The organism is Glutamicibacter sp. BW80 (assembly GCF_002332385.1).
Lineage (GTDB): Bacteria > Actinomycetota > Actinomycetes > Actinomycetales > Micrococcaceae > Glutamicibacter.
Window position 1 is genome coordinate 91,226 of sequence record NZ_NRGV01000067.1, and the last position, 22,346, is coordinate 113,571.

Below are 22,346 nucleotides of genomic sequence, written 5' to 3' on the forward strand. Positions count from 1 at the left end.
GCGCGGTGGATCATGTCACTTTTTGGGGGAAGGGCAATTCCATGATTAATCGGCATGGGACTTTCGGAAAATATTTGCGGAGTCTATTCGTAGCCGTGCTAGCTTCGGCAGCTATGGTCATCACGCTCTTGGTGGCGCCCCCGCCGCCAGCCCAGGGCGCCTTTCCCGGCGACCACGACAATATCGTCAGTACGGAGCCCAGCAGCAATACCCCGCATGTCTTGGATGGCTACGTCAGGGGATTTGCCCACGTTGGCCCAAATACTATTGCGGTCGGAAACTTTACGCAGGTGCGCAATCCCGGAAGCGACACCCCGGTGATCTCGCGCACCAATATCTTTTCTTTCAACACCGAGACCGGGCAGGTCGATCCGGACTTCACCCCTCAGGTCAACGGAGAAGTCACCGACATCATCCCGGCCGGTGACGGCGTTAATGTCTTTATCGGCGGTGGCTTCAACGAGGTCAATGGTGCCACGACCCGTACCGTGGCCAAGCTCAATGGGCAGACCGGACAAAAGACTGCCGGATTTACCACCCCCGCATTCAACGGCCGGGTCACCCAGGTGCTGCTGAAGAATGACACGTTGTACGTCTCGGGACGTTTCACCAAGGTCGGCAGCGCCGACCGCACGCTATTGGCAGGGCTGAACCCGGACACCGGTGCGGTGCTGGAGAACGTCGACGTGCTCTTTGAGGAACCTCGCAAGGGTTCGCTGAACCTGTACAGCATGGACATCACCCCGGATGGGTCACGGCTCATCGGCATCGGCAATTTCCTCAAGGTCAATGGCGAGAGCCATCCGCAGATCGTGATGCTTGCCCTCGACGCCTCCGGCGCCACCACCGCCCAATGGGCCACCGAACGGTATGCGCCGGCCTGCTCGTCTTCCTTCGACAGCTACATGCGCGATGTTGAATTTTCCCCGGACGGATCCTATTTCGTGGTCGTCACCACCGGAGCCTACTTCCGCGGCACCCTGTGCGACACCGCCGCCAGGTTCGAGACCGGGGCCGTGGGCACCGCGCAGGAGCCGACGTGGATTGACTACACCGGCGGCGATACCTTGATTTCCGTTTCGGTCACCGAACGCGTGGTCTACGTCGGTGGGCACCAGCGATGGATGAACAACCCCTTTGCCGGGGACCGGGTCGGGCCCGGTGCCGTATCCCGCGAGGGGCTGGCCGCACTTGATGTGCGCAATGGCATGCCCTTTAGCTGGAACCCGGGCCGCACCCGAGGCTATGGCGTCTACCAATTCCTGGCGGACGACCAGGGTCTGTGGATCGGCAGCGATACCGACCGGATTTCCGGCTGGCAGTACCGTGGGCGCATTGCCTATATGCCATTGGCCAACGGCGTGCAGTTCCCGCACGACAATGTCGGCAACGCGGACAATCCGCTGTTCTTGATCGACTCCGCCGAAGCCGCCGGCGAGTCCGAGCTGGTCATGCGCGAGCTGTCTTCGGCCGGCTTGGCAACCAGCCAGAGTGTTTCGACGAACGTCGACTGGTCCGGGGTGCGCGCAGCGTTCATGGTCGATGGCTGGGTTTATACGGCCAACTCCGATGGCACCTTGCAGCGCCGGACCTTTGACGGGACCAGCTTCGGAGCCGCCGAGAATATCGACCTGAATCTGCTCACCGCCTTTGCCAGTGAGATGACCTCGATGACCTCTGCCTTCTTCGATCCGGAAACGGCGCGCATGTATTTCACCCGCGGCGGGTCAAGCACGCTGAACTACCGCTACTTCAACACCGAGAGCACGATTACCGGTGCCGAATTGTATGCGGCGCCGGCCAGCGGGGCGGCTATCAACTGGAGCCGGGTCAAATCCGCGTTCCTTTCGGGCGACACCCTCCACGTTGCCGATAACACCGGAGAGCTGAGTACCTGGGAATGGGATTCAACGCTGGGCAACGTGGTTCCGGACTCGCAGCGGGCCGTCTCCGGTCCGCGGGTGGACGGCGTGGACTGGAGCAGCCAGGATCTGTTCGTTTTGGCAGGAAACCATCCTGCCGAGGAGCTTGAGGTCCTTGACCCGAACGTTGACTTCGAGGCCACGATCAGCGGCGCCACGGTGAACTTCGACTCTGCGGGCAGCAGCACGCAGGACGGCACCATTACCAGCTACGAGTGGGACTACGGGGACGGAAACACCGCGGTGGGTCCGGTAGCCCAGCACACCTATGGCGAACCGGGCACCTACACGGTGACCCTGAAGATCACCACCAGCTCTGGAGAAGTGGGCGAGGCCAGCCGCATCATCGTGGTGGGCGGGAGCAATACCGGCCCTGATATTCCGGACGACCCCTATGGGGAAGCGGTGTACAACGATGTCCCGGAGATCTACTGGCGGTTGAATGACGCCACGGGCGGTACCGCTGTGGATGCCTCCGGCGGTGAAAGCCACGGCACCTACCGGCGCTTCGTGACCCGGGGGACCGAAGGAGCGCTGGTCGGCGAGGATGACAAGGCGATCAGCTTCACCAGCAATTCCTCGCTCAGCTACGGATGGATCTCCAGCAACAGCAGCTACACGAATCCCGGTCCATTCTCCGTGGAGGCCTGGTTCAAGACCTCGAGCACGCAGGGCGGCACCATCGCCTCCTTCGGCAATCGCGCCGATCAGCTCTCGAACCAGCATGATCGCAAGATTTTCCTGACGAATTCCGGCCAGCTGGTCTTCGGCACCTATCCCGGATCCGAGGCCCGGGCCACCACCAGCAACGCCTACAACGACGACGCCTGGCACCATGTGGTGGCCACCCAAGGCAGCGAAGGCATGCGGCTCTACGTCGACGGTGCGCTGGCCGCAAGCCATCCGGCAACCACGGCGGAGAATTTCACCGGGTACTGGAAGGTCGGCGCCGAAACCACCTGGTCCGGCAACAGCCGTGCCTGGCTGATCGGTTCGGTGGACGAGTTCGCGGTCTACGGAAGGGCATTGAGCGCCGAACAGGCGGCCGAGCACTATACGCTGGGCAGCAACGAACCGCCGGCAAACCAGCTGCCGGTGGCCGAATTCGACGCAAGCGCGCACAGCCTGACGATTTCGGTTGATGGATCGGCATCCAGCGACCCGGACGGCACGCTGGCCTCCTACGAATGGGACTTCGGGGATGGGAATACCGCCCAGGGGATATTCGTCAACCACAGCTACGCCGAGGACGGCGACTACGAGGTCACCCTGACCGTGACGGACAACCGCGGTGCCACCGCTTCGAAGACCGAAACGGTGAGCGTGCAGCAGCTGCCCAACGAGCTTCCCAACGCCGATTTCACGGCTTCCTCGCTCGGCTTGGATGTCACCCTGGATGCCGCCGCGGCCAGCGACCCGGACGGAACCATCCAGGAGTACACCTGGGACTTGGGGGACGGGAATACCGCCACGGGCCAGGTCGTGGAGCATGAGTACGCCGAGGCCGGCAGCTATCAGGTCACCTTGACCGTGACCGACGATCGAGCTGGACAGCACAGCGTGACCAAGGAGATCCCGGTCACGCAGATCGCCCCGGCAAGCTTCGTGGATTCCGCGGCGAGATATATGAACAGCTCCAATGCCCAATTGCAGCTGCCCGCGGGCATTGAGGCTGGGGACGGGATCATCATGTTGACCACGTCGAATTCGACCAGTGTCAACATGGAGGAACCGAGCGGCGTCACCGGCTGGAGCAAGCTGGGCCAGGAAGCCGTGGGCGGGGTGCATACCAGGGCCTACGCCAAGGTAGCCACCGCCGAGGACGCCGGAGCCACGGTGACGCTGCCTACCGGGTCGATGCTGAAGACAACCATTCACGCGCTGGTGTACCGCGGCATTTCCGCGGACTGGATCGCCGATTCGGCCGCGGTAGTGACTACCAGCAGCTCTGTGGAGAAAGTGACTCCAGCCGTGGCCGTCGAGCAGCCGGGCAGCACGGTGATCAGCTACTGGGCCGATAAGGGAAGCATCGAGAATTCGATCACCCCTGCCGCGGAGACCGAACCGCGCGGGACCGCGGTGGGCAGCGGCAACGGGCGCATCGTCTCGGTTGCCGCCGATCAGCAGACGCTGACCACCGGGCTCACCGGCGGGGTGGTAGGCACGATGGATGTCGCTTCGGTCCGCACGGCCATGTGGTCCATTGTCATCAATCCCGGCTCCACCTCGGTTCCGGAACCGAACCAGCCTCCGGTGGCCGACTTCGCCGTCGAGGTTGACGGCCTGGACATCGCCGTTGACGGAAACGCTTCGGCGGACCCGGATGGAGAAATCTCCGAACATGCGTGGGACTTCGGAGACGGGAACACCGCCACCGGGGCCGCCGCCAGCCACAGCTACGCCGAGGGCGGGGACTACACGCTCACGCTGCGCGTCACCGATGGCGAGGGCCTCCAATCCGAGCCGGCCACGCAGACGGTGAGCATCACCGCGCCGGAACCAGATCCTGACCCGGACCCCGAACCGGATCCTGACCCGGAACCGGAACCCGGGCAGGTCGTTGACTTCGTGGCCGGGGTCGAGGCGAACCTGTCCAGCAGCCTGCCGCGCGTGAACGTTCCGGAGTCGGTCCAGGAGGGTGATGGGCTGCTGCTGATGGCGACGGTCAACTCCTCCACGGCGGCCTTGGACGAGCCGGCCGGCGTCACCGGATGGACCTTGCAGGATTCCCTGCAAGAGGACGGTACGCACACGGTGCTGTACTCGAAGGTCGCCGCCGCCTCCGACGCCGGAACCCAGGTCTCCATACCGCTAAGCACAACGGCCAAAACGGGGATCCACCTCCTGGCCTACCGGGGCATTGGCGAGGCGTGGGTGCAAGACTCCGCCATCGAACTGCTCCGTACCAATGGGGTGGAGAAAATCGCTCCGCAACTGGAGGCTAGCGGTGGCGGATTGACCGTGCTTGGCTACTGGGCGGATAAGGGAAGCCAGGACAACGCGCTTACGGCGCAGCCCGAGTTGCTGAACCGCGGCAGCACCGTCGGTTCCGGCGGCGGGCGGATCACCTCGCTGGTAGCCCAGAGCGACGGCGCGGTTCCAGCCGGTACCGTGGGCGGCTTTGCCGCCACCTTGGATAGTGCCGGAGCGCGAACCGTTGCCATGACGGTGACGCTGGCAGGAAAGGATGAATAATCATGTCCAACACCCTTGAACGGCAGAAGAACTCCAAGCCGGCGCGGACCCGCTGGCTGCTGGCGATCCTCGGCGCGCTGCTGGTCGTGGCGCTGGCCACCTGGCTGATCATCAATGCCCTGGGCGGCTCCGGCCCGCAAGGCCCGGACGCCGGGAACGAGCCGGAGGGCGGTGGTGTGGTGGCGGCCGGGGAAGCCGAAGACCAGGGGCCCGCCGAGCCGATCACCACCTTCGAAGGGGCCACGTCCGGGGACTGGCCGGAGGCTCCACAGGACAGCGTGGGCTGCGGCTACGTGGCCGAGCGGCTGGGCGCCATCAACCAGGACGTGCAGGGGCAGGGCGTGGACGCCATCCGCGGCTGGCTGGATGCCATCGATGACCTGCAAGGCGATCCCTCGGTCACCGAGCACAGCCAGCAGTTCGATGCGGTCAAGCGCAGCTTCAGCACCGTCTTGGCGGTGGAAGCCGATGAGGAACAAGACAGCGAGAAGCAGCTGGAAGAAGCCGAGCAGTCGCTGGAGGTGCTGATCAAAAGCGTTGAATGCAATTAAATAGCACTATCGGCAGGCACCGGGAACCAGCATCTTTGGACTCTGGTGCTTGCCCATTGAATCCATGTATTACTGGGGAGGATCCATGAATTCGCCAAGGCCCGGGGGAATCCGGGCACGAAGCGCCGCAGGGTGCGTAGCCATTGCACTGACGGCCTTGCTGAGCGGGTGTGCCGGTGGTGCCGGCACCGCAACGACCGCCAAGCCGGCAGCCACCGCCAAGCCGGCGGCTCAGCCGCTGACCTTGATCGCGCACCGCAGCGCCTGGCGGGTGTATCCGGAATCCTCGGCGGAAGCCATGCAGGCGCTGGCCAACACCGGCTATCCGATCGAATTCGACTTGCGTCCGCTGGCCGACGGCACGCTGGTTCCAAGCCATGACCCGCTGGCCGACCGGAGCCTGGAGGGCGCCACCGGACCGTTGGAAGAAATTTCGCTGGAGCAGTGGGAGCTGGCCAAGGTGCGTTCCCAAGACGGCGAAACGCTGGGAAGCACCACCACCTGGCCGGAGATCCTGGACGAATACACCACGGGCAACGTGCTGTTCCCCGAGCTGAAGCGGCCGGTGCCGGATCTGGAGGACTTCACCGCGTCCGTGACCAGCCGGCAAATCCAGGGCTCGGTGATCGTGCAAACCTACGACTACGCCGCCGCTGTGCAGCTGGCCGCCAGCGGGCTGCAGGCCTTGCTCCTGCTGCTGCAGGAGATGCCGGAGCCCGAGGAGATCAAGGCCCACGGAATCGACTACGTGGGGGCCTCCCGAGATCTTCCCACGGACTATATTCGCGCGCTCAAGGATGCCGGGCTGACGGTGTACATCTACACGATCAATAGCACCGAACGGCTGCAACCGTATCTGGAGCTGGGAATCGACGGCGTATACACCGATAACCCGTGGAAGCTGGAGCGGTTGATCATCGAGGAGGGGCTTTTCGATGAGTGAGCCGCACCCGTCTGGAACCTGCGAACTGCGGGTCGCCGCACCGGCGGGACCAATCGATGGGCATTGAAGCGTACATCACCTTCGCGGTGATTATCGGGGTGCTCGCGGCTCTGGCTTGGGGGCGGTTGCCGGCGGATGTGGTGCTGATGGGCGCTGTCCTAATCCTGTTGGTCTCCGGCGTCCTGGAACCTGCCGAGGCGCTGGTAGGTTTTGCCAACCCCGGGGTCATCACCGTGGCGGTGCTGTATATCGTCGCGGCGGGCCTGAAGGAAACCGGAGCGGTGCAATGGATCGCCAACCTGATGCTGGGCCGGCCCAAGACCCAGCGCGGCGCCTATGCCCGGCTCGCCTTCCCGGTGGGAGCGCTCAGCGCATTCCTGAACAACACCACGGTGGTGGCCATGATGCTGCCCGCCATCCAGGACTGGTCCGGGCGGCTGCGCATCCCGGTGTCCAAGATGCTGATCCCGCTCAGCTACATGGCGATCCTCGGCGGTACCGCCACGCTGATCGGAACCAGCACCAACCTCGTCATCGACGGGTTGCTGCAATCCGAACGCGGTTTGTCGCTGGGGATGTTCGACATTGCCGCGATCGGCGTGCCGCTGGCGGTCATCGGGGCGCTGTTCCTGATCCTCTTTGCCGGCAAATTGCTGCCCACCCGGCACGGCGCCCTGGAACAGCTGCAGGCGGCCCGCCAGTACGCCGTCGAGTTCCAGGTCACCGAGGACGGCCCGGTGCGGAACAAGACCATTGCGGCCGCCGGACTGCGCAGCCTGAACTACTGCTATCTGGCCGAGATACAGCGCGAGCAGAACCTCGTTTCGGAAGTCGGACCCGACACCGTCCTGCAATCCGGGGACCGGCTGACCTTCATCGGAGACCCGCGCTGCGCCGGTGAGCTGCGCAAGGTGCGCGGCCTGCAGCCATCGGCTGGGGACGTGGGGAAACTGGACGTGGAGCATTTCCAGCGCCGGCTGGTGGAAGTCGTGATCGGCCCGGACTTCGCGGGGCTGGGAATGGCGGTGCGCGAGTCCCGGTTCCGTTCGCGCTACAAGGCCGTGGTGCTCTCGATTTCCCGTGCGGGCCAGCGCCTGCCCGGAAAGATCGGGGACATCGAATTGCGGGTGGGCGACGCGCTGCTGCTCGAAGCGAGCCTGGACTTCGTCGAGCAATACCGGTTCCGCCGGGATTTCCTGCTGGTCAGCCCGATCAACGACGAGTCGCCGGCCAACTTCCGCAGGGCCCCCTGGGCGGTGGCGATCCTGGTGGTCATGGTGCTGCTCAATGCCCTCGGCCTGCTGGAAGTGATCGTCGCCGCCCTGGTTGCCGCCGGGTTGATGCTGGCCACCGGGTGCGTGGCACTTGGCAAGCTGCGCCGCTATATCGATATCCAGGTGATCATCGTGATCGCGGCCTCTTTTTCGCTGGGCATGGCGATGACCAAAACCGGGGCAGCCAGCTGGCTGGCGCACACCTTGCTGTCCGTCGGCGGCGGCCCCTGGATGGCCTTGGCCGCGGTATTCTTCCTGACGGTTCTGTGCACCGAGCTCTTGACCAATAACGCGGCCGCGGTGCTGGTGTTCCCGATAGCCATGGAGATTGCCGATCAGATCGGCGCGGACTTCATGCCCTTCGCCGTGGCGGTGATGATCGCGGCCTCGGCCAGCTTCATCACGCCGCTGGGATACCAGACCAACCTGATGGTCATGGGCCCCGGCGGTTACCGGATGCAGGACTTCGTGCGCATCGGGATACCGATGACGCTGCTGACCGCGAGCGTCGCCCTGGGTCTAATTCCGCTCTTCTGGCCTTTCTAGCCCGCCTGGCCCGGCAAGCCCGGGCGCCAGCACCTCCATGGCCTGCGCGGTGGCCGCCTCGATGCTCAACTGCGACAGGTCCAGCCGGAGATCCACCTCGACCGGCACCTCATAGGGTGAATCGATGCCCGTGAAGTCCGGGATCAGCCCCGCCCTGGCCTTGGCGTACAGTCCCTTGCGGTCGCGTTGCTCGCAGACTTCCAAGGGGGTGGCGACATGGATCAGCGTAAAGGAACCCACGGCCTCGGCCAGCCGCCTGACCGTGCTGCGAGCCTGCGCGAACGGGGCAATGGGCGCGCAGATCGCAAGGCCCCCGGCCTCGCTGATCCGGGCGGCGATCCAGCCGATCCGCTCGACATTGGTTTCCCGCTCCGCCCGGGAAAAACCCAGCCCCTTGGAGACATAGCGCCGCACCTCATCGCCGTCGAGCAGCACGGCGCGCTGGCGGGAATGCGCGTGAACCTGCTGCTGGATGGCCCGGGCCAGGGTGGACTTCCCGGACCCTGACAGGCCGGTGAGCAGGACCACCGCGCCCGGCCGGGCCGCGGGATGCGTGGCACCTTGGCGGAAATCGTCCAACACCACCGCGGAGAGCCGAGCGATCAGCTCCGGGGGAGAGAACCCGGGGGGAACGATGAGATGCCGGCCCGCGCGGACTCCGATCAGCTGCGCGGCGGAGCAAAGCTGATCCATGAGCGAGGCGAATCCAGCTCCGTGGGCCACCGGGGTGGAGATGACCAGCAGCAGCGTGACTGCCGTCAGGTCTGGGTGCTGCTTGCGCAGCTGCAGCAGTTGTCCCGGAGTGGGCGCATGGTCGAAGAGCACGACACGCTCTGCCCGCAGCGGGCCGGTGACGCGCAGCTCGCGGAAGGCTCCATGCTCGGCGGGGGCAAGCGCCACCAGGCCAGCTATGTGGCCCCCGGAGGCCAGCCTCAGCCTCGCCAGAGGCGTTCCGTCGGGATCGGCAAGGAGCAGGTGCCTGTGCTGCCCGGCTAGGGTCTGCGCGCCGGCTTCGCTTGCTGCGGGCCAATGGCGAGCCAGGGCGTGCTCGACGGCGCCAGGCTCTGCCAGGCCGCCCAGCGCCAATTCCAAGACATCCAGATCCCCCGGATCCAGGTGGATGACTTCTTCTTGCGCGGTGCGGTGGTCTTCGGATTCCATTGGGTCCCCTCCCATGGATGAATATGGCCATCCTAGGCTCCCGGCTGTCGTGTGTCACGGATTGGGCAGGAGCTGGGGAATAATCCGGGCAACGCCTATCATCTTGCACCCAAAGCTGGATACTATGATCTAAACCACATGGCGCATATTTGTGTTCCATGTGACCTTGAGGGGTCAAGGAGGGGGACAAATGGGGGACTTGTCGCGCGCCATCCAGCTAGCCGACGGCGCCGGAGCGATACTGCTCGAGTTGCGCGAGCACGCGCAATCGCGCGGCCTGAGCGGGCGGGAATTAAAAGACGCCGGGGACCGGGCCGCCCACGAATACCTGATAGCCGCACTGGCGCAATCGCACGCCCGGGACGCCGTACTGTCCGAGGAGGCGGCAGACAATCCCGTACGGCTGGAGCGCGAGCGGGTCTGGATCATCGATCCCTTGGATGGGACCCGCGAGTATTCAGAGTACCGGGATGACTGGGCGGTGCATGTGGCGTTGTGGGAACGCGGCCAGCTGACCGCCGGCGCGGTGGCGCTGCCGGGCCTGCACTCCATCTTCAGCAGTGCATCACGCGAGCCGGCAACCAACCGGCCGGTCCACGGGAGACTGCGGTTCGCAGTATCCCGCACCAGGGCGCACGACAGCGTGCTGCGGGCGGCCGAAGCGCTGGATGCGGAACTGCTCCCGATGGGATCGGCCGGATACAAGACCTGCGCGGTGATCCGCGGGGAAGCCGATGCCTACATCCACGCCGGCGGACAGTTCGAATGGGACTCCGCGGCGCCCGCCGCGGTGGCGCGCGCCAGCGGATTGCACGCCAGCCGGGTCGACGGCTCGGAACTCGCCTACAACGGGGCCGACCCGTATCTACCTGATCTGCTCGTCTGCAGGCAGGAGATCAGCAAGCTGCTCGTCGACACGATGGAACGCTGCACCAGGCCGGTTTCCGGCTAGCGAGAAGAAAACGAACTTTGGGGGGTTCACATTGAAAACGAAAACCACGGCGGGTCTGAAGTACCAGCTGGACCAATTGACGGCGCTCGAGGCGGAATCGATCTTCATCATCCGTGAAGTTGTTGCCGAACTCGAACGGCCCGGACTGCTGTTTTCCGGAGGAAAGGACTCGGCGGTGCTGCTGCACCTGGCGGCCAAGGCCTTCGCCCCGGCGGCCATACCGTTCCCGGTGGTGCATATCGATACCGGGCACAACTTCCAGGAGGTACTGGACTTCCGCGATGCCGAAGTGGCCCGCAGGGGAGTGCGGCTGATCGTCGGATCGGTGCAGAAGGCCATTGACGCGGGGGACCTGGTAGAGGAGCGCGGTGGTTCGCGCAACCGCATTCAAACCCCCGTGCTGCTGGACACCATCGAGAAAAATGATCTCAACGCCTTGATGGGCGGCGCTCGCCGAGATGAGGAAAAGGCCCGGGCCAAGGAACGGGTGTTCTCCTTCCGTGATGAATTCGGGCAGTGGGATCCAAGAAATCAGCGTCCGGAATTGTGGAGCCTGTACAACAGCAAGCTGAATTACGGAGAAAGCCTCAGGGTCTTCCCGCTATCGAATTGGACCGAACTGGATATCTGGAACTACATACTGCGCGAGAACGTTTTGCTGCCCTCGATCTACTACGCCCATGAACGCGAGGTCTTCGAACGCAACCAAATGATCTTCGGGGTGCACGCCTTCTGTCAGCCCAGGGATCATGAGCCGGTGCGGACCCAGCTGGTCCGCTACCGCACCGTGGGGGACGCCAGCCTCACCGCGGCGGTAGCCTCCAGCGCGACGACGGCAGCTCAGATCGTGGAGGAAGTAGCCATCTCCAGGATCACCGAGCGCGGGGCGACCCGGGGGGATGACCAGGTCAGCGAGGCGGCCATGGAAGACCGCAAGAAGGAAGGGTACTTCTAAAATGGACTTGTTACGCATTGCCACCGCCGGGTCGGTAGACGACGGAAAGAGCACCTTGATTGGCCGGCTGCTTTTCGATTCCAAAGCCATTTTCACCGACCAGCTGGCCTCGGTGGAGAAAACCAGCCAGGAGCGCGGCACGGACTACACCGATCTGGCGCTGTTGACCGATGGCCTGCGCGCCGAGCGTGAGCAGGGCATCACCATCGATGTGGCGTACCGCTATTTTGCGACGCCTAAGCGCAAATTCATCGTGGCCGATACCCCAGGGCATATCCAATACACCCGCAATATGGTCACCGGCGCCTCCACCTCGGATCTATCGATCATTCTGGTGGACGCCCGCAAGGGGCTGGTGGAACAGTCCCGGCGCCATGCCTTCTTGGTTTCATTGCTCAATGTGCCGCATCTGGTGGTCGCGGTGAACAAGATGGATCTGGTCGATTGGTCAGAAGAGGTGTTTGAGCAGATCCGCAGCGAATTCACCAACTACGCGGCACGGCTGAACATTACCGATATCCAGGTGATCCCGGTGTCCGCATTGACCGGCGACAATTTGGTGACCCGCTCGGAAAACATGCCGTGGTACCAGGGCGCTTCGCTGATGCACCACCTGGAAAACGTGCAGATCGCCAGCGACCTGAACATGGTGGATGTGCGCTTCCCGGTGCAGTATGTGATTCGCCCGCACAACAATGATTACCACGACTATCGCGGTTACGCCGGCCAGGTGGCCAGCGGCGTGCTGAAGGCCGGAGACCACGTGGTGGTACTGCCCAGCGGCCTGCCCTCCACCATCAAAGAGGTCCGCACCGCCGACGGTCCGGTGGCCGAAGCCTACCCGCCGATGTCGGTGACCATCCGGCTGGATGATGAACTCGATATATCCCGCGGGGATATGATCGTTCGTCCCAATAACCAGCCGAAGGTGGCACAGAATTTCGAGGCCATGATCTGCTGGATGAGCGACAACCCCATGCACGTCGGGCAGAAGCTTGCGATCAAGCACACCACGAAGACCGCGAGAGCGCTGATCAAGGCGCTGCGGTATAAGTTGAATATCAATACCCTGCACCGCGACGAGGGAGTTGATGTGCTGCAACTGAACGAGATCGGCCGGATAAACATTCGCACTACGCAGCCCCTATTGGCTGATGAGTACCAAAAGAACCGGATCACCGGTGGATTCATCCTGATCGATGAAATTACCAACAATACGGTGGCCGCTGGAATGATTATCGAAGCGGAGTAGCCGCGAACCGCCGGTAGGCGCTGAGGGGCGGGGCACTTCCGTAGGCTGTTGTCATTCCCGCCCTGGGTGAAGGCTTTGCACGCAAAAACAGGAACTCTAGATCTCCGCTGGGAGCTCTAGGAAAGGCTGGCAGAATCAGGTACTGGATTGAGGCAGGCACATCTAAACACCAGTCTATCGATCAAGTGAAAGTTTTCACAAAGTCGCTCTGAAGCTGCGTAATATGCGTAAATTCAACGGAGTCTAGGACTGCCCGGCGATAGGGTGGAACATGTTGGCGATCATCAACGATCGCCCACATGCCAGCATCAGCCCAATGAAATCGCAAAGGTGCCACACCCGTGTCTGACAATAAGCCAATCGTACTTCTGGCCGAACAACTATCCCCAGCAACTGTCGCTGCGCTCGGTCCCGACTTTGAAATTCGTCAGACAGACGGAGCAGACCGCTCCCAGCTGCTCGAAGCTATCGCCGACGTAGATGCAATTCTCGTCCGTTCGGCCACCCAGGTGGACGCCGAGGCAATCGCCGCGGCCAAGAACCTGAAGATCATCGCCCGTGCGGGCGTAGGACTGGACAATGTAGATATCAAGTCCGCCACTCAGGCTGGCGTCATGGTAGTCAACGCTCCGACCTCGAACATCATCTCGGCGGCGGAACTGACAGTGGGCCACATCGTTTCGCTGGCTCGCCGCATTCCTGCCGCGAATGCCTCGCTGAAGAACGGCGAATGGAAGCGCAGCTCCTTCACCGGAGTCGAGTTGTTCGAAAAGAAGGCCGGCATCATCGGCCTGGGCCGTATCGGCGCCCTCGTCGCAGCACGCCTGCAGGGCTTCGGCATGGATGTCATTGCCTATGATCCATATGTCACCCCGGCTCGTGCCTCCCAGCTTGGTGTCACGTTGGTGACCCTTGACGAATTGCTGGCCCAGGCGGACTTCGTGACCATCCACATGCCGAAGACTCCAGAGACGCTGGGCATGCTGGGCAAGGAAGCCTTCGGCAAGATGAAGAAGAGCGCTTACGTCATCAACGTGGCACGTGGTGGCCTCGTTGACCAGGACGCGCTGTATGAAGCACTGAAGAATGAAGAGATTGCCGGCGCCGGCATTGACGTATTCGTCAAAGAACCTAGCACCGACCTTCCGTTCTTCGAATTCGAGAACGTGACCGTCACTCCGCATCTGGGCGCATCCACCGATGAAGCGCAGGAGAAGGCCGGTGTTTCCGTTGCCAAGTCGGTTCGCCTGGCACTTGCCGGCGAGCTGGTTCCGGATGCAGTGAACGTTGCCGGCGGCATCATCGACGAAAACGTGCGCCCGGGCATCCCGCTGATCGAGAAGCTGGGTCGCATCTTCAACGCCCTGACCTCGGGCTCGCTGACCAGCATTGATGTGGTGGTCGCCGGTGAAATCGCTTCCCTGGATGTGAAGGCCTTGGAGCTTTCCGCGTTGAAGGGTGTCTTCATGGATGTCGTTTCGGACCAGGTGTCCTACGTCAACGCTCCGGTTCTTGCCGAGCAGCGCGGAGTGGCCACCCGTTTGGTCACCACCCCTGATTCACCTGAGTACCGCAACCAGCTGACCATCAAGGGCGCAACCAATGAGGGCACGCAGCTGGCCGTAGCCGGCACCTTGACCGGTCCAAAGCAGATCGAAAAGCTTGTCGGAATCAACGGCCACGAGATCGAAATCCCGATCTCGGATCACATGATCGTTGTGCGCTACTCGGATCGTCCAGGCGTTGTCGGCTCGCTAGGCAACGTGCTGGGGGAGCAGGGCATCAACATTGCTGGCATGCAGGTTTCGCGCGATGAAGAGCGCGCCGAGGCCGTCGCGGTGATTAACATTGATTCGGCACTGCCGCACGGTGTGCTGGATGTTGTTGGTGCTGCGATCGGTGCGAGCGTTGCTCGGGAGATCAACTTGGAAGGCTAACTTCCGTCTAAACTAATTACGCAATTTGCGCGACCACTTGAAACACCCGTCAGAACCCGGCACCCGGTCGTCTCTGGCGGGTGTTTATCCTGTCGCCAACCACTTTTCGAAAAACTTGTTTTAGGGTTTAAGCTAATCAGAACGTTTGATGAAACTTGCCGTTTGACTAGTTGGATCATTGATCCCGTGACGCTCGAATTGACGGAAGACTAGGAGAAATGTAATTCATCCATTGTTGGACAGAACACAGAATATTTCATGATCACGCTAGAGTTGGTATTCTTTTGATGGTGGATTCACCTTACGCACAGGCCATACAAAGTTAATTTGTGTTTCTGTGAGTTGTAGGTGTCAATAATCGCCTCGCGCATCGGCGTCTATGGAACTTCGTTGCAGAGGAACACTTGCCGGATTGAGAAGTCGGCACATTGAGCAAGACGAAAGGTCTCTTGGCATCCTATGAGCACTGCTGAAAAAGTAGCAAAGAAGGCACGCAAGGCCGCAGTGACCGCAGCGTCTCACAAGTTTGTAACTGAGGGATTTTCCACGGCTGCGGCGCGTCGCTGGGTAAGAAGCCAGATAAGAGATCTTCAATCCGCAGGCGATATCAACGCCGCAATCAACGTCCGTAACATTCACGAATCCGGACATACTGTCAATTCTGCTTCAGTGGTAGGCACCTCAGCGAACCTTTTGAGCTATAAGGATTACCTCTATCTGAGCCCGCTTAATCGCCGCCGAGCTTGGCTGACCAACTTGGTTACGGCTTATCGCTTTGTTGATGGCTTTGAAAAGTACATGCCGACACCAATTTGTACTGTTTTTACTTACCGCGAAGTATTCGACATCGTTCGTTTGCATGATTTCCCTGCCGACGCCCTTGCTGACGAGACTGGACTTCTGGCAGTTATTCGACAATTCGGTCAAGTTAACGTTCGTCCGGTCCGATGGGATCGTGGCCGCGGTCGCCAGGTTGCCTTTGATGGGCAGGGTTACACGATTGACGGATGGCCAGCATCTGAGGAAGATGTACTCGGTACTCTCCGCAAAATGAGTTCTATCGCTCGTTGCGTCCTGCTGCCAGTCTTTGAAGCGCAAGCGTATATGGGAGAATCACTTGGGTTTGACGATGCAGTTCTTCGTCTTTTTATTGGACGAGGCGAAGACAACAAGGCTCATGTACTACAAGGCCAACTTTGTGTTGGCGACCGCTGGCGTGCTGTAGAGCCGACTCTAGAAGAAATTGGATCTTCACAAAACGAAGGTATTCGTCGTGGTTGGGGTAAACGACGCCAACGCATGTCTTTGGGTGAGCAACGATTCGATCACGAAATTAATGTGGATCTGGAGAACGGAGACTTCCAAAAGCTTGATGGCGGAGTCTCCTCTGTACCGCAACTCACTGGAATCAACAGCGCTCTTGAAGAAGTGCTCTCCAGCGAACGCCACGAATTTACCTTCATCTCGGTAGACGTCGTCTTGGGTCCCGACGGTACCTTAGAAATTCGAGACCTTTCGATTTCTCCTCGTTTCCCAGCTACCGGGGGATTTAACAATGCAGTCACCGAGTTCCTTACCACTGTTATGGATACACGTCGCGACTCGAATATCGAACGCGGACAACGTCAGACTGTATCTGCACGGGTCACTCGTCGTACTCAACGCGTTTCGCGCCGATACGCTGCATTCCAATTGCGTGCAAAGGGATTCACCGGACGTGCCGCACGATTGTGGGTTCGTCGTTCCTCAGCTATCGACAGGAAGAATTCTGGCAACCTAACTTCTCTGGATAGGCAAGCGCTAGATTGGGGATTCGATCCTGCATATGCCGGTCGCTTCGGCATCACGGATGCAAATCGCAACGAGTTTGTATCGTTGCGTGATTACTTGTACGTTCAGCCGCTCAATGGTAAGTACGCAAAGTGGGTGCGCGACCGCGTTTCTACTCACTCTGTATTTAAACCGTATCTGGATTCCTTCGAAATCCTTCACTATCAGGTACTTCGTCGTGACCGTGAACTTCAGGTCATCGCCCTTTCCGATGAAGCACGTGCATTCGGATCCGACATCAACGGTGTAGCCAAGTTCCTCGTCGAGAATGATGTGCTGACGCTGTCTTCGTCGGCTTGGAGTGGAACTGCCTCCGAGGAAGTTACCTATGAATCCGGCCGCTTCGTCATAAACGGGGTGCCATTTACCTCGGACGAATTTGAAAAACTTCTTACCTACCGTGTTCGTGAGCAGTTCTATGTACTCGGCGAAAAGAAGATCGATAGTTCATCGCTCACAGATCTATCGACGATCGGCAACGTCGCTTTGAGTATCACCATGATGAACCCTAGTGGCATAGCTCCGGCGGTGGCCGAAGCCTCGGTTGTGTCAATTGAAGATGCCGAGCATGTTGAAGCATTCCTCAAGAATGGTCACGTGCTTGGGCGCCAAACCAAGTCTAGCCGTCTCGCTAGCGCTGCTGTATCAGATGAGCAATTGATTGAGATGCAGCTAGCCGGCGCTGATCAGCGCGCAGACGGTGATGACCCGGGCCCTGGATTCAACGGCGATGACATTACCGTTGAAGACGATGCGGTGGAGAAGATCGCCCATCTGCGACTCGTTTCGCGCGTTACGCCTGAAACTGGACGTATCGAAGCAGCGCGCTCCCTTGTTCGAGGCCGACTCTATGTGTATAAGAACCACCCGGTTAGCGAAACCGCAATTGCACGCGAAGTTCCACAGTGGAATGAAATCGTTAAGCGACTGCAAGAGCTTTGCATCTTTGCACCACAGCTACGCTTTGTAGAGTTCTCGGTTGTTCTTGCTGAAACCGGACCAGTTATCAATGGTGTTTCGGCAACCCCGACATATGGTCAGGAATACTCATTCTCGCCAGCGACGGTCAAGTTCCTACTTCACGAGCTTGAAGAAAAAGAAGCAAAGAGCACGCCGACTAAGACTGTCGTCACAAAGTGGCTTCACCAGACTAAGTTGAAAACCCGGCGTGAGTTTGCCAATGCGCTGTACCCGAAAGGCCTCGTACCCTACCAGTCTGTTCGGTGGCTGGGAGACATGCGTCGCGACTTGTTCGAGCGCAACAAAATTTCGTTGAGGACGAAATTTTGGGCGTACAAGAACGGCTTTTTGTCTTACCGTATTCCTCAGTACGGAATTACCGAGGAAAACCGTGAGCAGTTCATTTCTGATTTTGAGTACCGCTGGCTGCGCCATATTAACAAGAAGTATAAGTACTGGCTAGAAGACAAAGTCAGTATTAAATACGTAGCGGCGCAGTTCAACGACTGCCTGCCAGCCTACTACTTCTACACAACCGCGCATGAAGGTAAAAACACAGTCGTGCCGATGATGGACTGCCCTGAGGGATTCTCCGCAAGTTTCGAATCGGTGATCCGATTGGCCAAGGACAAACAAGTTCTTGCTCTGAAGCCAGACGAGGGCTCCCACGGTGACGGATTTTTCCGACTTGAGTGGACCGGTAGCGAGTTGCTGTTGAACGGCGAAACCTCGACTGAAAACGATGTTCTCCAGATCCTAAAGGATACGAAGAACCAGTATCTGGTAACTGAATTTATTCAAATGCACCCAGTTCTCGCAAGGATCTACCCTCATTCCGTTAATACCATTCGCTTGATCGTGTTCAAGAAGGACGGTGTTACCCCGCAGATCGGCAATGCATACCTGCGTATCGGTTCTCTGAAATCGGGCTACGTTGACAATACTGCTGCAGGCGGCATGCTGGCCCAGATTGATCCTGCGACGGGTCGTTTTGGCGACGCCAAGATCCTTGACAATGGACGTATTGCGGATTGTCCGCGTCACCCGGACACTGACGTAGAGATTGATGGCGTAATTCCTCATTGGGACTACGCAGTTAAAAAGGTACTAGACATTGCGGCGAGCTTGCCACAGCTCGAGTACCTAGGATTCGACCTAGCAATTACGCCGACTGGAATCATGTTGCCAGAAATCAACCGCTCGCCAGACTTCCCACGTATTGATAGGCTAACTCCGGAAACTATTGAATACCTGCTTTATAAACTGGATAAGAAGAAGCGCATGTTCGGATACGACGTTGTGCCACCAAGGAAGTTGTTCTCCTTGCCTTCGAGGAAAGACTAATTTATGCGTCGGCTGATAATCTGGATTGCCAAGATGGCGATGGCGGTAGTCTATTGGGTATTGAAGAAGTTCACTTCTGTAGATTCAAATAAGATTGTCTTCCTTGGTCGTAGGATGGATAGAACTCCGTTGGATTTCAAGCTTTTGATTGAGGAGTTAAGGCAACAGAATCCTGATATTCGCCCGGTAGTCCTTTCGCGAATGTATCGTGGCGGATTCAAGGAGACCTTGCGATTCGTGCCAGTATTGCTGAAGAGCATTTATCACCTGGCCACGTCTAAGGTTTGCGTCCTCGATTCCTATTGGCCAGCAGTATCTGCGCTATCGCACAGATCTGAACTTGTCGTATACCAGATTTGGCATTCACTGGGAAAAATCAAGCAATCAGGTTTGCAGACCCTTGGACGCAACGGTGGTCACGATCGTTCGTTGGCAAACGTGATGAAGATGCACCAAGGGTACGACTACGTTGTTGCAGGCGCAAAAGTGTGGAATCCGAATTACGTCGAGTCTTTTGGCGTCCGTGAAGATCAGCTATTGAACTTTGGTTTGCCACGAGCGGACTACTTGCACAACGAGAAGTCACGGGTTGCCGCACGAATCCACAAGCGCTACCCGGAATTGAATCAGAAACCGATAGTTGTTTATGCTCCTACTTTCCGCCGCGGTACCGACGCTGATGGTGCACGTCGATTGGTTGATGCTCTGCCTATGGATCGCTTTAATCTGGTGATTAAGATGCACGGAAGTGACAGCCTACTTATGCCGGATAGTGGATTCGTCGAGATTCCGGACTTCACTGCAACTGAGTTGTTGTCAGTGACGGATTACCTAGTTACCGACTACTCTTCCATTGCCCTTGAAGCCGCAATCCTGGATGTGAATACCCTGTACTTTGTGTACGACCGTGAGGAGTACTTGAAGAATAATGGTATGAACATCAATCTGGATCAAGAAATGCCAGGTTGCGTCTTTGCGTCGGCAGAAGAATTGAGCCGAGCTTTGGAACGTCCGTATCCAGCGGATACGCTCCAAGAATATAAGAATAAATTTATTAGCCTTGATCTCGGGCACTCAACCTCTGATCTTGCGGGCCACATTCTAACTGTAGGTGAACTTTGCTCCCAGTCCTTAGAGCACTCCTCAAACAAGGAAAACTCTCTTATCTCTGGATCAGTCGTATCCTCCTAGCACCCAACCACTTCGACGTTTCGATTCCAAAACGGATATTCTTCGCAATCGCAGGCGGCTATACGTGCGACCAGGTCGGGCGATATAGCTTGACTTTGCGTAATAGGAACGCGTACCTTTCAGAATTTGATTGGTATCGTTCGCGGTCGATTAATGCGCCCTTTGATTCGATGCTCAATAACAAGATTGCATGCAACGAAGTGCTACGGCATCATATTGATGTACCGCCAATCGATTTCATCAAGAATAAGGGACGTCTTGTCTCGTTGACAGACATCTCGAAGTCCGTACAATCTGAAGCGGTGATTTTCGCGCTGGACTCTGTCCACACCTACTTCATGAAGCCATTGGCTGCAGGCAAAGGCAAAGGCGTTCATCGCCTTGACTCGCTCGATGGAAACCTGATTCTCGACGGAATATCCGTCGAAAAACAAGAAATACTCGAACTTCTTGATGGTACAGATGGTTGGTTGTTAACTCATGGAGTCACACAACATCCAGTTCTAGCAGAGCTCTATTCTGAAACGACCAACACTCTGAGAATGATTACCACGCGCGATCATGGAGGCAACGTAGGGCTTTTGTTCTCCGTTTTGCGCCTTGGTACCGTCCAAACGGTGCCCGTTGATAACGGTAGTCGTGGTGGACTAGTTGCCCACGTGGATTTGGAATCTGGGCAGTTGTCCGCTGCTCGTACGCTTTGGTCAACAGACGAGTTTGATCAGCATCCTAATTCGGGCGCAACGATTAAGGGAATTGTTTTGCCGGACTGGCAGGGTGTCCGGGATACGATACTGGAACTCGCGGATGCTCTACCGTACCTTCAATTTGTCGCATGGGACGTTTTGCTAACGGAACAGGGACCAGTAGTCATCGAGGCCAACACTTCATCTGGTGTCAATATTGTGCAGGTATGGGGGCCACAACGTCAGGGTAAGCTTGGCGATTTCTATCGACAGCATGGAGTCATTTCATGAGCCACAATCGTTATGTGATCATGGCTAACGGTAAAGGGACTCGTTGGGGCGGGCACCTAGGAATTCCTAAACAGCTCATCGAAATTGAGGGGGAGACGCTCCTCCGGCGCATTGTTCGCCAGCTCAGCTTCTTTGACCCTTGCGCTGAAGTCATCATTTCGTCGAGCGACTCACGGCATGAAACGGTTGGGGCAACCCGTCACAAGCCGAGGCGTAATGAAATCGAGTTAGATCGATTTGTTCATGAGCTAATTGATAACGATACCTGCTTCTTGTACGGTGACACTTTTTACACTGATGAAGCTATTTCGCTTATCACTGAGGCGAACAATGACCCACTAACTTTCTTTGGTGACAATCGAAGCATCGTAGGCGTTTCTTGTCGAAATATCGAAACTTTCACTAAGTGCCTAGCCGAAGTTCGTGACGGATACGAACAGGGTCGGCTTTTATCCTGCATCGGGTGGCAAGTCTATGAGTCGTATACCGGGCAACTTTATTCGAAACGCATTGTTGATAAGTCGTTTGTCTGGCTGGATCAGCTAACTGCGGGGTTCAATTCGCCAGAGGATCTTCGCCGTTTCATCGATTCATTGGACGGCGAAGTAGCATATTCGCTGTAGCCATGAAACGCGGCCGAGGCTAGCAAGTTGGTGCTCCTTATAGATATAATTCGTCTTTAATCCTGGACACCTCATTGCCCAGGAATTCGGATATAGTTAGCTTGGTGCTGGCGCAAGTCAAGAGCCTGTCAGATGGATTGTGCAAGACTGCTAGTCAATTGATAGAAAGAGACTAGCGAAGGCAGGATATGACCATCCAGAAAGACCAATCCGAACAGACAGTTGTTTAGAAATTGCGCCAATACGGAAATTTTCAAGTCAAGTGAGACCACTAAGTCTTAGCCTTGATCCACCGATGAGATTTGGGAGCTGCTCGGCGTTTTAACCACGAAATGCCCGTCATATCAGGGAAAATTGAACTTGCGACAGTAACAACATTCCTGAAATGAAGGGCATCTCGTAGATGCAAGTTCCACAATCCCTCCGCCGTGTCAGTTTCCTTCGACGAATCGAACCTCGTGTCCGCCGCCGGGTTGCTGCCGGCCATGGTCCTGGCCCCAGGGCTCTGGACATCGGTAGAAAATTAATGAGTCGCCGCTAAGCCCTTCACCCGATACCGCAACACCCGATCCGTCCCCGGATACACGGTCCGCGTACCGCTGAGCAACTCACACAATTCACCCAACGCCACCGTGGCACGACGCGTCGGCAAAGGATCCAACAGCACCTCCAGCACCCCGTCCTGGCGTGGGTCCAAATCCCCGCTCAGCTTTAACGCCTGCCGCACAAACAC

General features: G+C 58.6%; 14 protein-coding genes. 12 read left to right on the forward strand and 2 right to left on the reverse strand.

Annotated elements, in window-relative coordinates:
* The first annotated feature begins 95 nt into the window (after nucleotides 1–95).
* The 4 genes from CIK76_RS17090 (at nucleotide 96) to CIK76_RS17105 (ending at nucleotide 8,431) form a co-directional block, all read left to right on the forward strand.
* Complete coding sequence (locus CIK76_RS17090; protein WP_176484286.1) at nucleotides 96–5,117, forward strand: PKD domain-containing protein; 5,022 nt, start codon at nucleotides 96–98, stop codon at nucleotides 5,115–5,117.
* A gap of 2 nt (nucleotides 5,118–5,119) precedes the next feature.
* Nucleotides 5,120–5,668, forward strand: a complete 549-nt coding sequence (locus tag CIK76_RS17095; RefSeq protein ID WP_096288680.1) for a hypothetical protein — start codon at nucleotides 5,120–5,122, stop codon at nucleotides 5,666–5,668.
* A gap of 85 nt (nucleotides 5,669–5,753) precedes the next feature.
* Nucleotides 5,754–6,611, forward strand: coding sequence for a glycerophosphodiester phosphodiesterase (locus CIK76_RS17100; protein WP_176484287.1), 858 nt, complete (start codon nucleotides 5,754–5,756; stop codon nucleotides 6,609–6,611).
* A gap of 56 nt (nucleotides 6,612–6,667) precedes the next feature.
* The gene (locus CIK76_RS17105) at nucleotides 6,668–8,431 is read left to right on the forward strand and encodes an SLC13 family permease (protein WP_096288712.1); all 1,764 of its coding nucleotides are present in this window, start codon (nucleotides 6,668–6,670) and stop codon (nucleotides 8,429–8,431) included.
* Here CIK76_RS17105 and cysC read toward each other — a convergent pair.
* The gene (gene cysC / locus CIK76_RS19675; RefSeq protein WP_217990428.1) at nucleotides 8,405–9,592 is read right to left on the reverse strand and encodes an adenylyl-sulfate kinase; all 1,188 of its coding nucleotides are present in this window, start codon (nucleotides 9,590–9,592) and stop codon (nucleotides 8,405–8,407) included. The genes CIK76_RS17105 and cysC overlap by 27 nt on opposite strands.
* Nucleotides 9,593–9,758: 166 nt before the next feature.
* Between cysC and CIK76_RS17115 the strand changes: the two genes are divergently transcribed.
* The 8 genes from CIK76_RS17115 to CIK76_RS17150 all read left to right on the forward strand — a co-directional run bounded on the left by CIK76_RS17115 (nucleotide 9,759) and on the right by CIK76_RS17150 (nucleotide 21,613).
* A complete protein-coding gene (locus tag CIK76_RS17115) occupies nucleotides 9,759–10,544 on the forward strand; it encodes a 3'(2'),5'-bisphosphate nucleotidase CysQ (RefSeq protein WP_255248527.1) in 786 nt (261 codons plus the stop codon).
* 31 nt (nucleotides 10,545–10,575) lie between these two features.
* On the forward strand, nucleotides 10,576–11,499 hold the full coding sequence (gene cysD / locus CIK76_RS17120) for a sulfate adenylyltransferase subunit CysD (RefSeq protein WP_096288686.1): 924 nt from the start codon (nucleotides 10,576–10,578) through the stop codon (nucleotides 11,497–11,499).
* Nucleotide 11,500: 1 nt separating this feature from the next.
* Complete coding sequence (gene cysN, locus CIK76_RS17125; protein WP_096288688.1) at nucleotides 11,501–12,751, forward strand: sulfate adenylyltransferase subunit CysN; 1,251 nt, start codon at nucleotides 11,501–11,503, stop codon at nucleotides 12,749–12,751.
* A gap of 341 nt (nucleotides 12,752–13,092) precedes the next feature.
* A complete protein-coding gene (serA, locus tag CIK76_RS17130; protein ID WP_096288690.1) occupies nucleotides 13,093–14,688 on the forward strand; it encodes a phosphoglycerate dehydrogenase in 1,596 nt (531 codons plus the stop codon).
* 459 nt (nucleotides 14,689–15,147) lie between these two features.
* A complete protein-coding gene (locus CIK76_RS17135) occupies nucleotides 15,148–18,822 on the forward strand; it encodes a sugar-transfer associated ATP-grasp domain-containing protein (RefSeq protein WP_096288692.1) in 3,675 nt (1,224 codons plus the stop codon).
* A 3-nt stretch (nucleotides 18,823–18,825) separates the two neighbouring features.
* Nucleotides 18,826–20,013, forward strand: a complete 1,188-nt coding sequence (locus CIK76_RS17140) for a CDP-glycerol glycerophosphotransferase family protein (RefSeq protein ID WP_096288694.1) — start codon at nucleotides 18,826–18,828, stop codon at nucleotides 20,011–20,013.
* Between the two features lie 89 nt (nucleotides 20,014–20,102).
* On the forward strand, nucleotides 20,103–20,990 hold the full coding sequence (locus tag CIK76_RS17145) for a sugar-transfer associated ATP-grasp domain-containing protein (protein WP_141393606.1): 888 nt from the start codon (nucleotides 20,103–20,105) through the stop codon (nucleotides 20,988–20,990).
* Nucleotides 20,987–21,613: a nucleotidyltransferase family protein gene (locus tag CIK76_RS17150; protein ID WP_096288698.1), complete on the forward strand. Its 627-nt coding sequence runs from the start codon at nucleotides 20,987–20,989 to the stop codon at nucleotides 21,611–21,613. The genes CIK76_RS17145 and CIK76_RS17150 overlap by 4 nt, the downstream gene beginning before the upstream one ends.
* 523 nt (nucleotides 21,614–22,136) lie before the next feature.
* Here CIK76_RS17150 and CIK76_RS19680 read toward each other — a convergent pair.
* On the reverse strand, nucleotides 22,137–22,346 hold a 210-nt coding region (locus tag CIK76_RS19680), incomplete at its 5' end, for a hypothetical protein (protein WP_217990429.1).

What these genes read in the sequence shown, in the direction of transcription:
- CIK76_RS17095 (WP_096288680.1), top strand. Translation starts at nt 5,120, where the DNA reads ATGTCCAACACCCTTGAACGGCAGAAGAACTCCAAGCCGGCGCGGACC.
- CIK76_RS17100 (WP_176484287.1), top strand. Translation starts at nt 5,754, where the DNA reads ATGAATTCGCCAAGGCCCGGGGGAATCCGGGCACGAAGCGCCGCAGGG.
- CIK76_RS17105 (WP_096288712.1), top strand. Translation starts at nt 6,668, where the DNA reads ATGGGCATTGAAGCGTACATCACCTTCGCGGTGATTATCGGGGTGCTC.
- cysC (WP_217990428.1), bottom strand. Translation starts at nt 9,592, where the DNA reads ATGGAATCCGAAGACCACCGCACCGCGCAAGAAGAAGTCATCCACCTG.
- cysN (WP_096288688.1), top strand. Translation starts at nt 11,501, where the DNA reads ATGGACTTGTTACGCATTGCCACCGCCGGGTCGGTAGACGACGGAAAG.
- CIK76_RS17135 (WP_096288692.1), top strand. Translation starts at nt 15,148, where the DNA reads ATGAGCACTGCTGAAAAAGTAGCAAAGAAGGCACGCAAGGCCGCAGTG.
- CIK76_RS17140 (WP_096288694.1), top strand. Translation starts at nt 18,826, where the DNA reads ATGCGTCGGCTGATAATCTGGATTGCCAAGATGGCGATGGCGGTAGTC.
- CIK76_RS17150 (WP_096288698.1), top strand. Translation starts at nt 20,987, where the DNA reads ATGAGCCACAATCGTTATGTGATCATGGCTAACGGTAAAGGGACTCGT.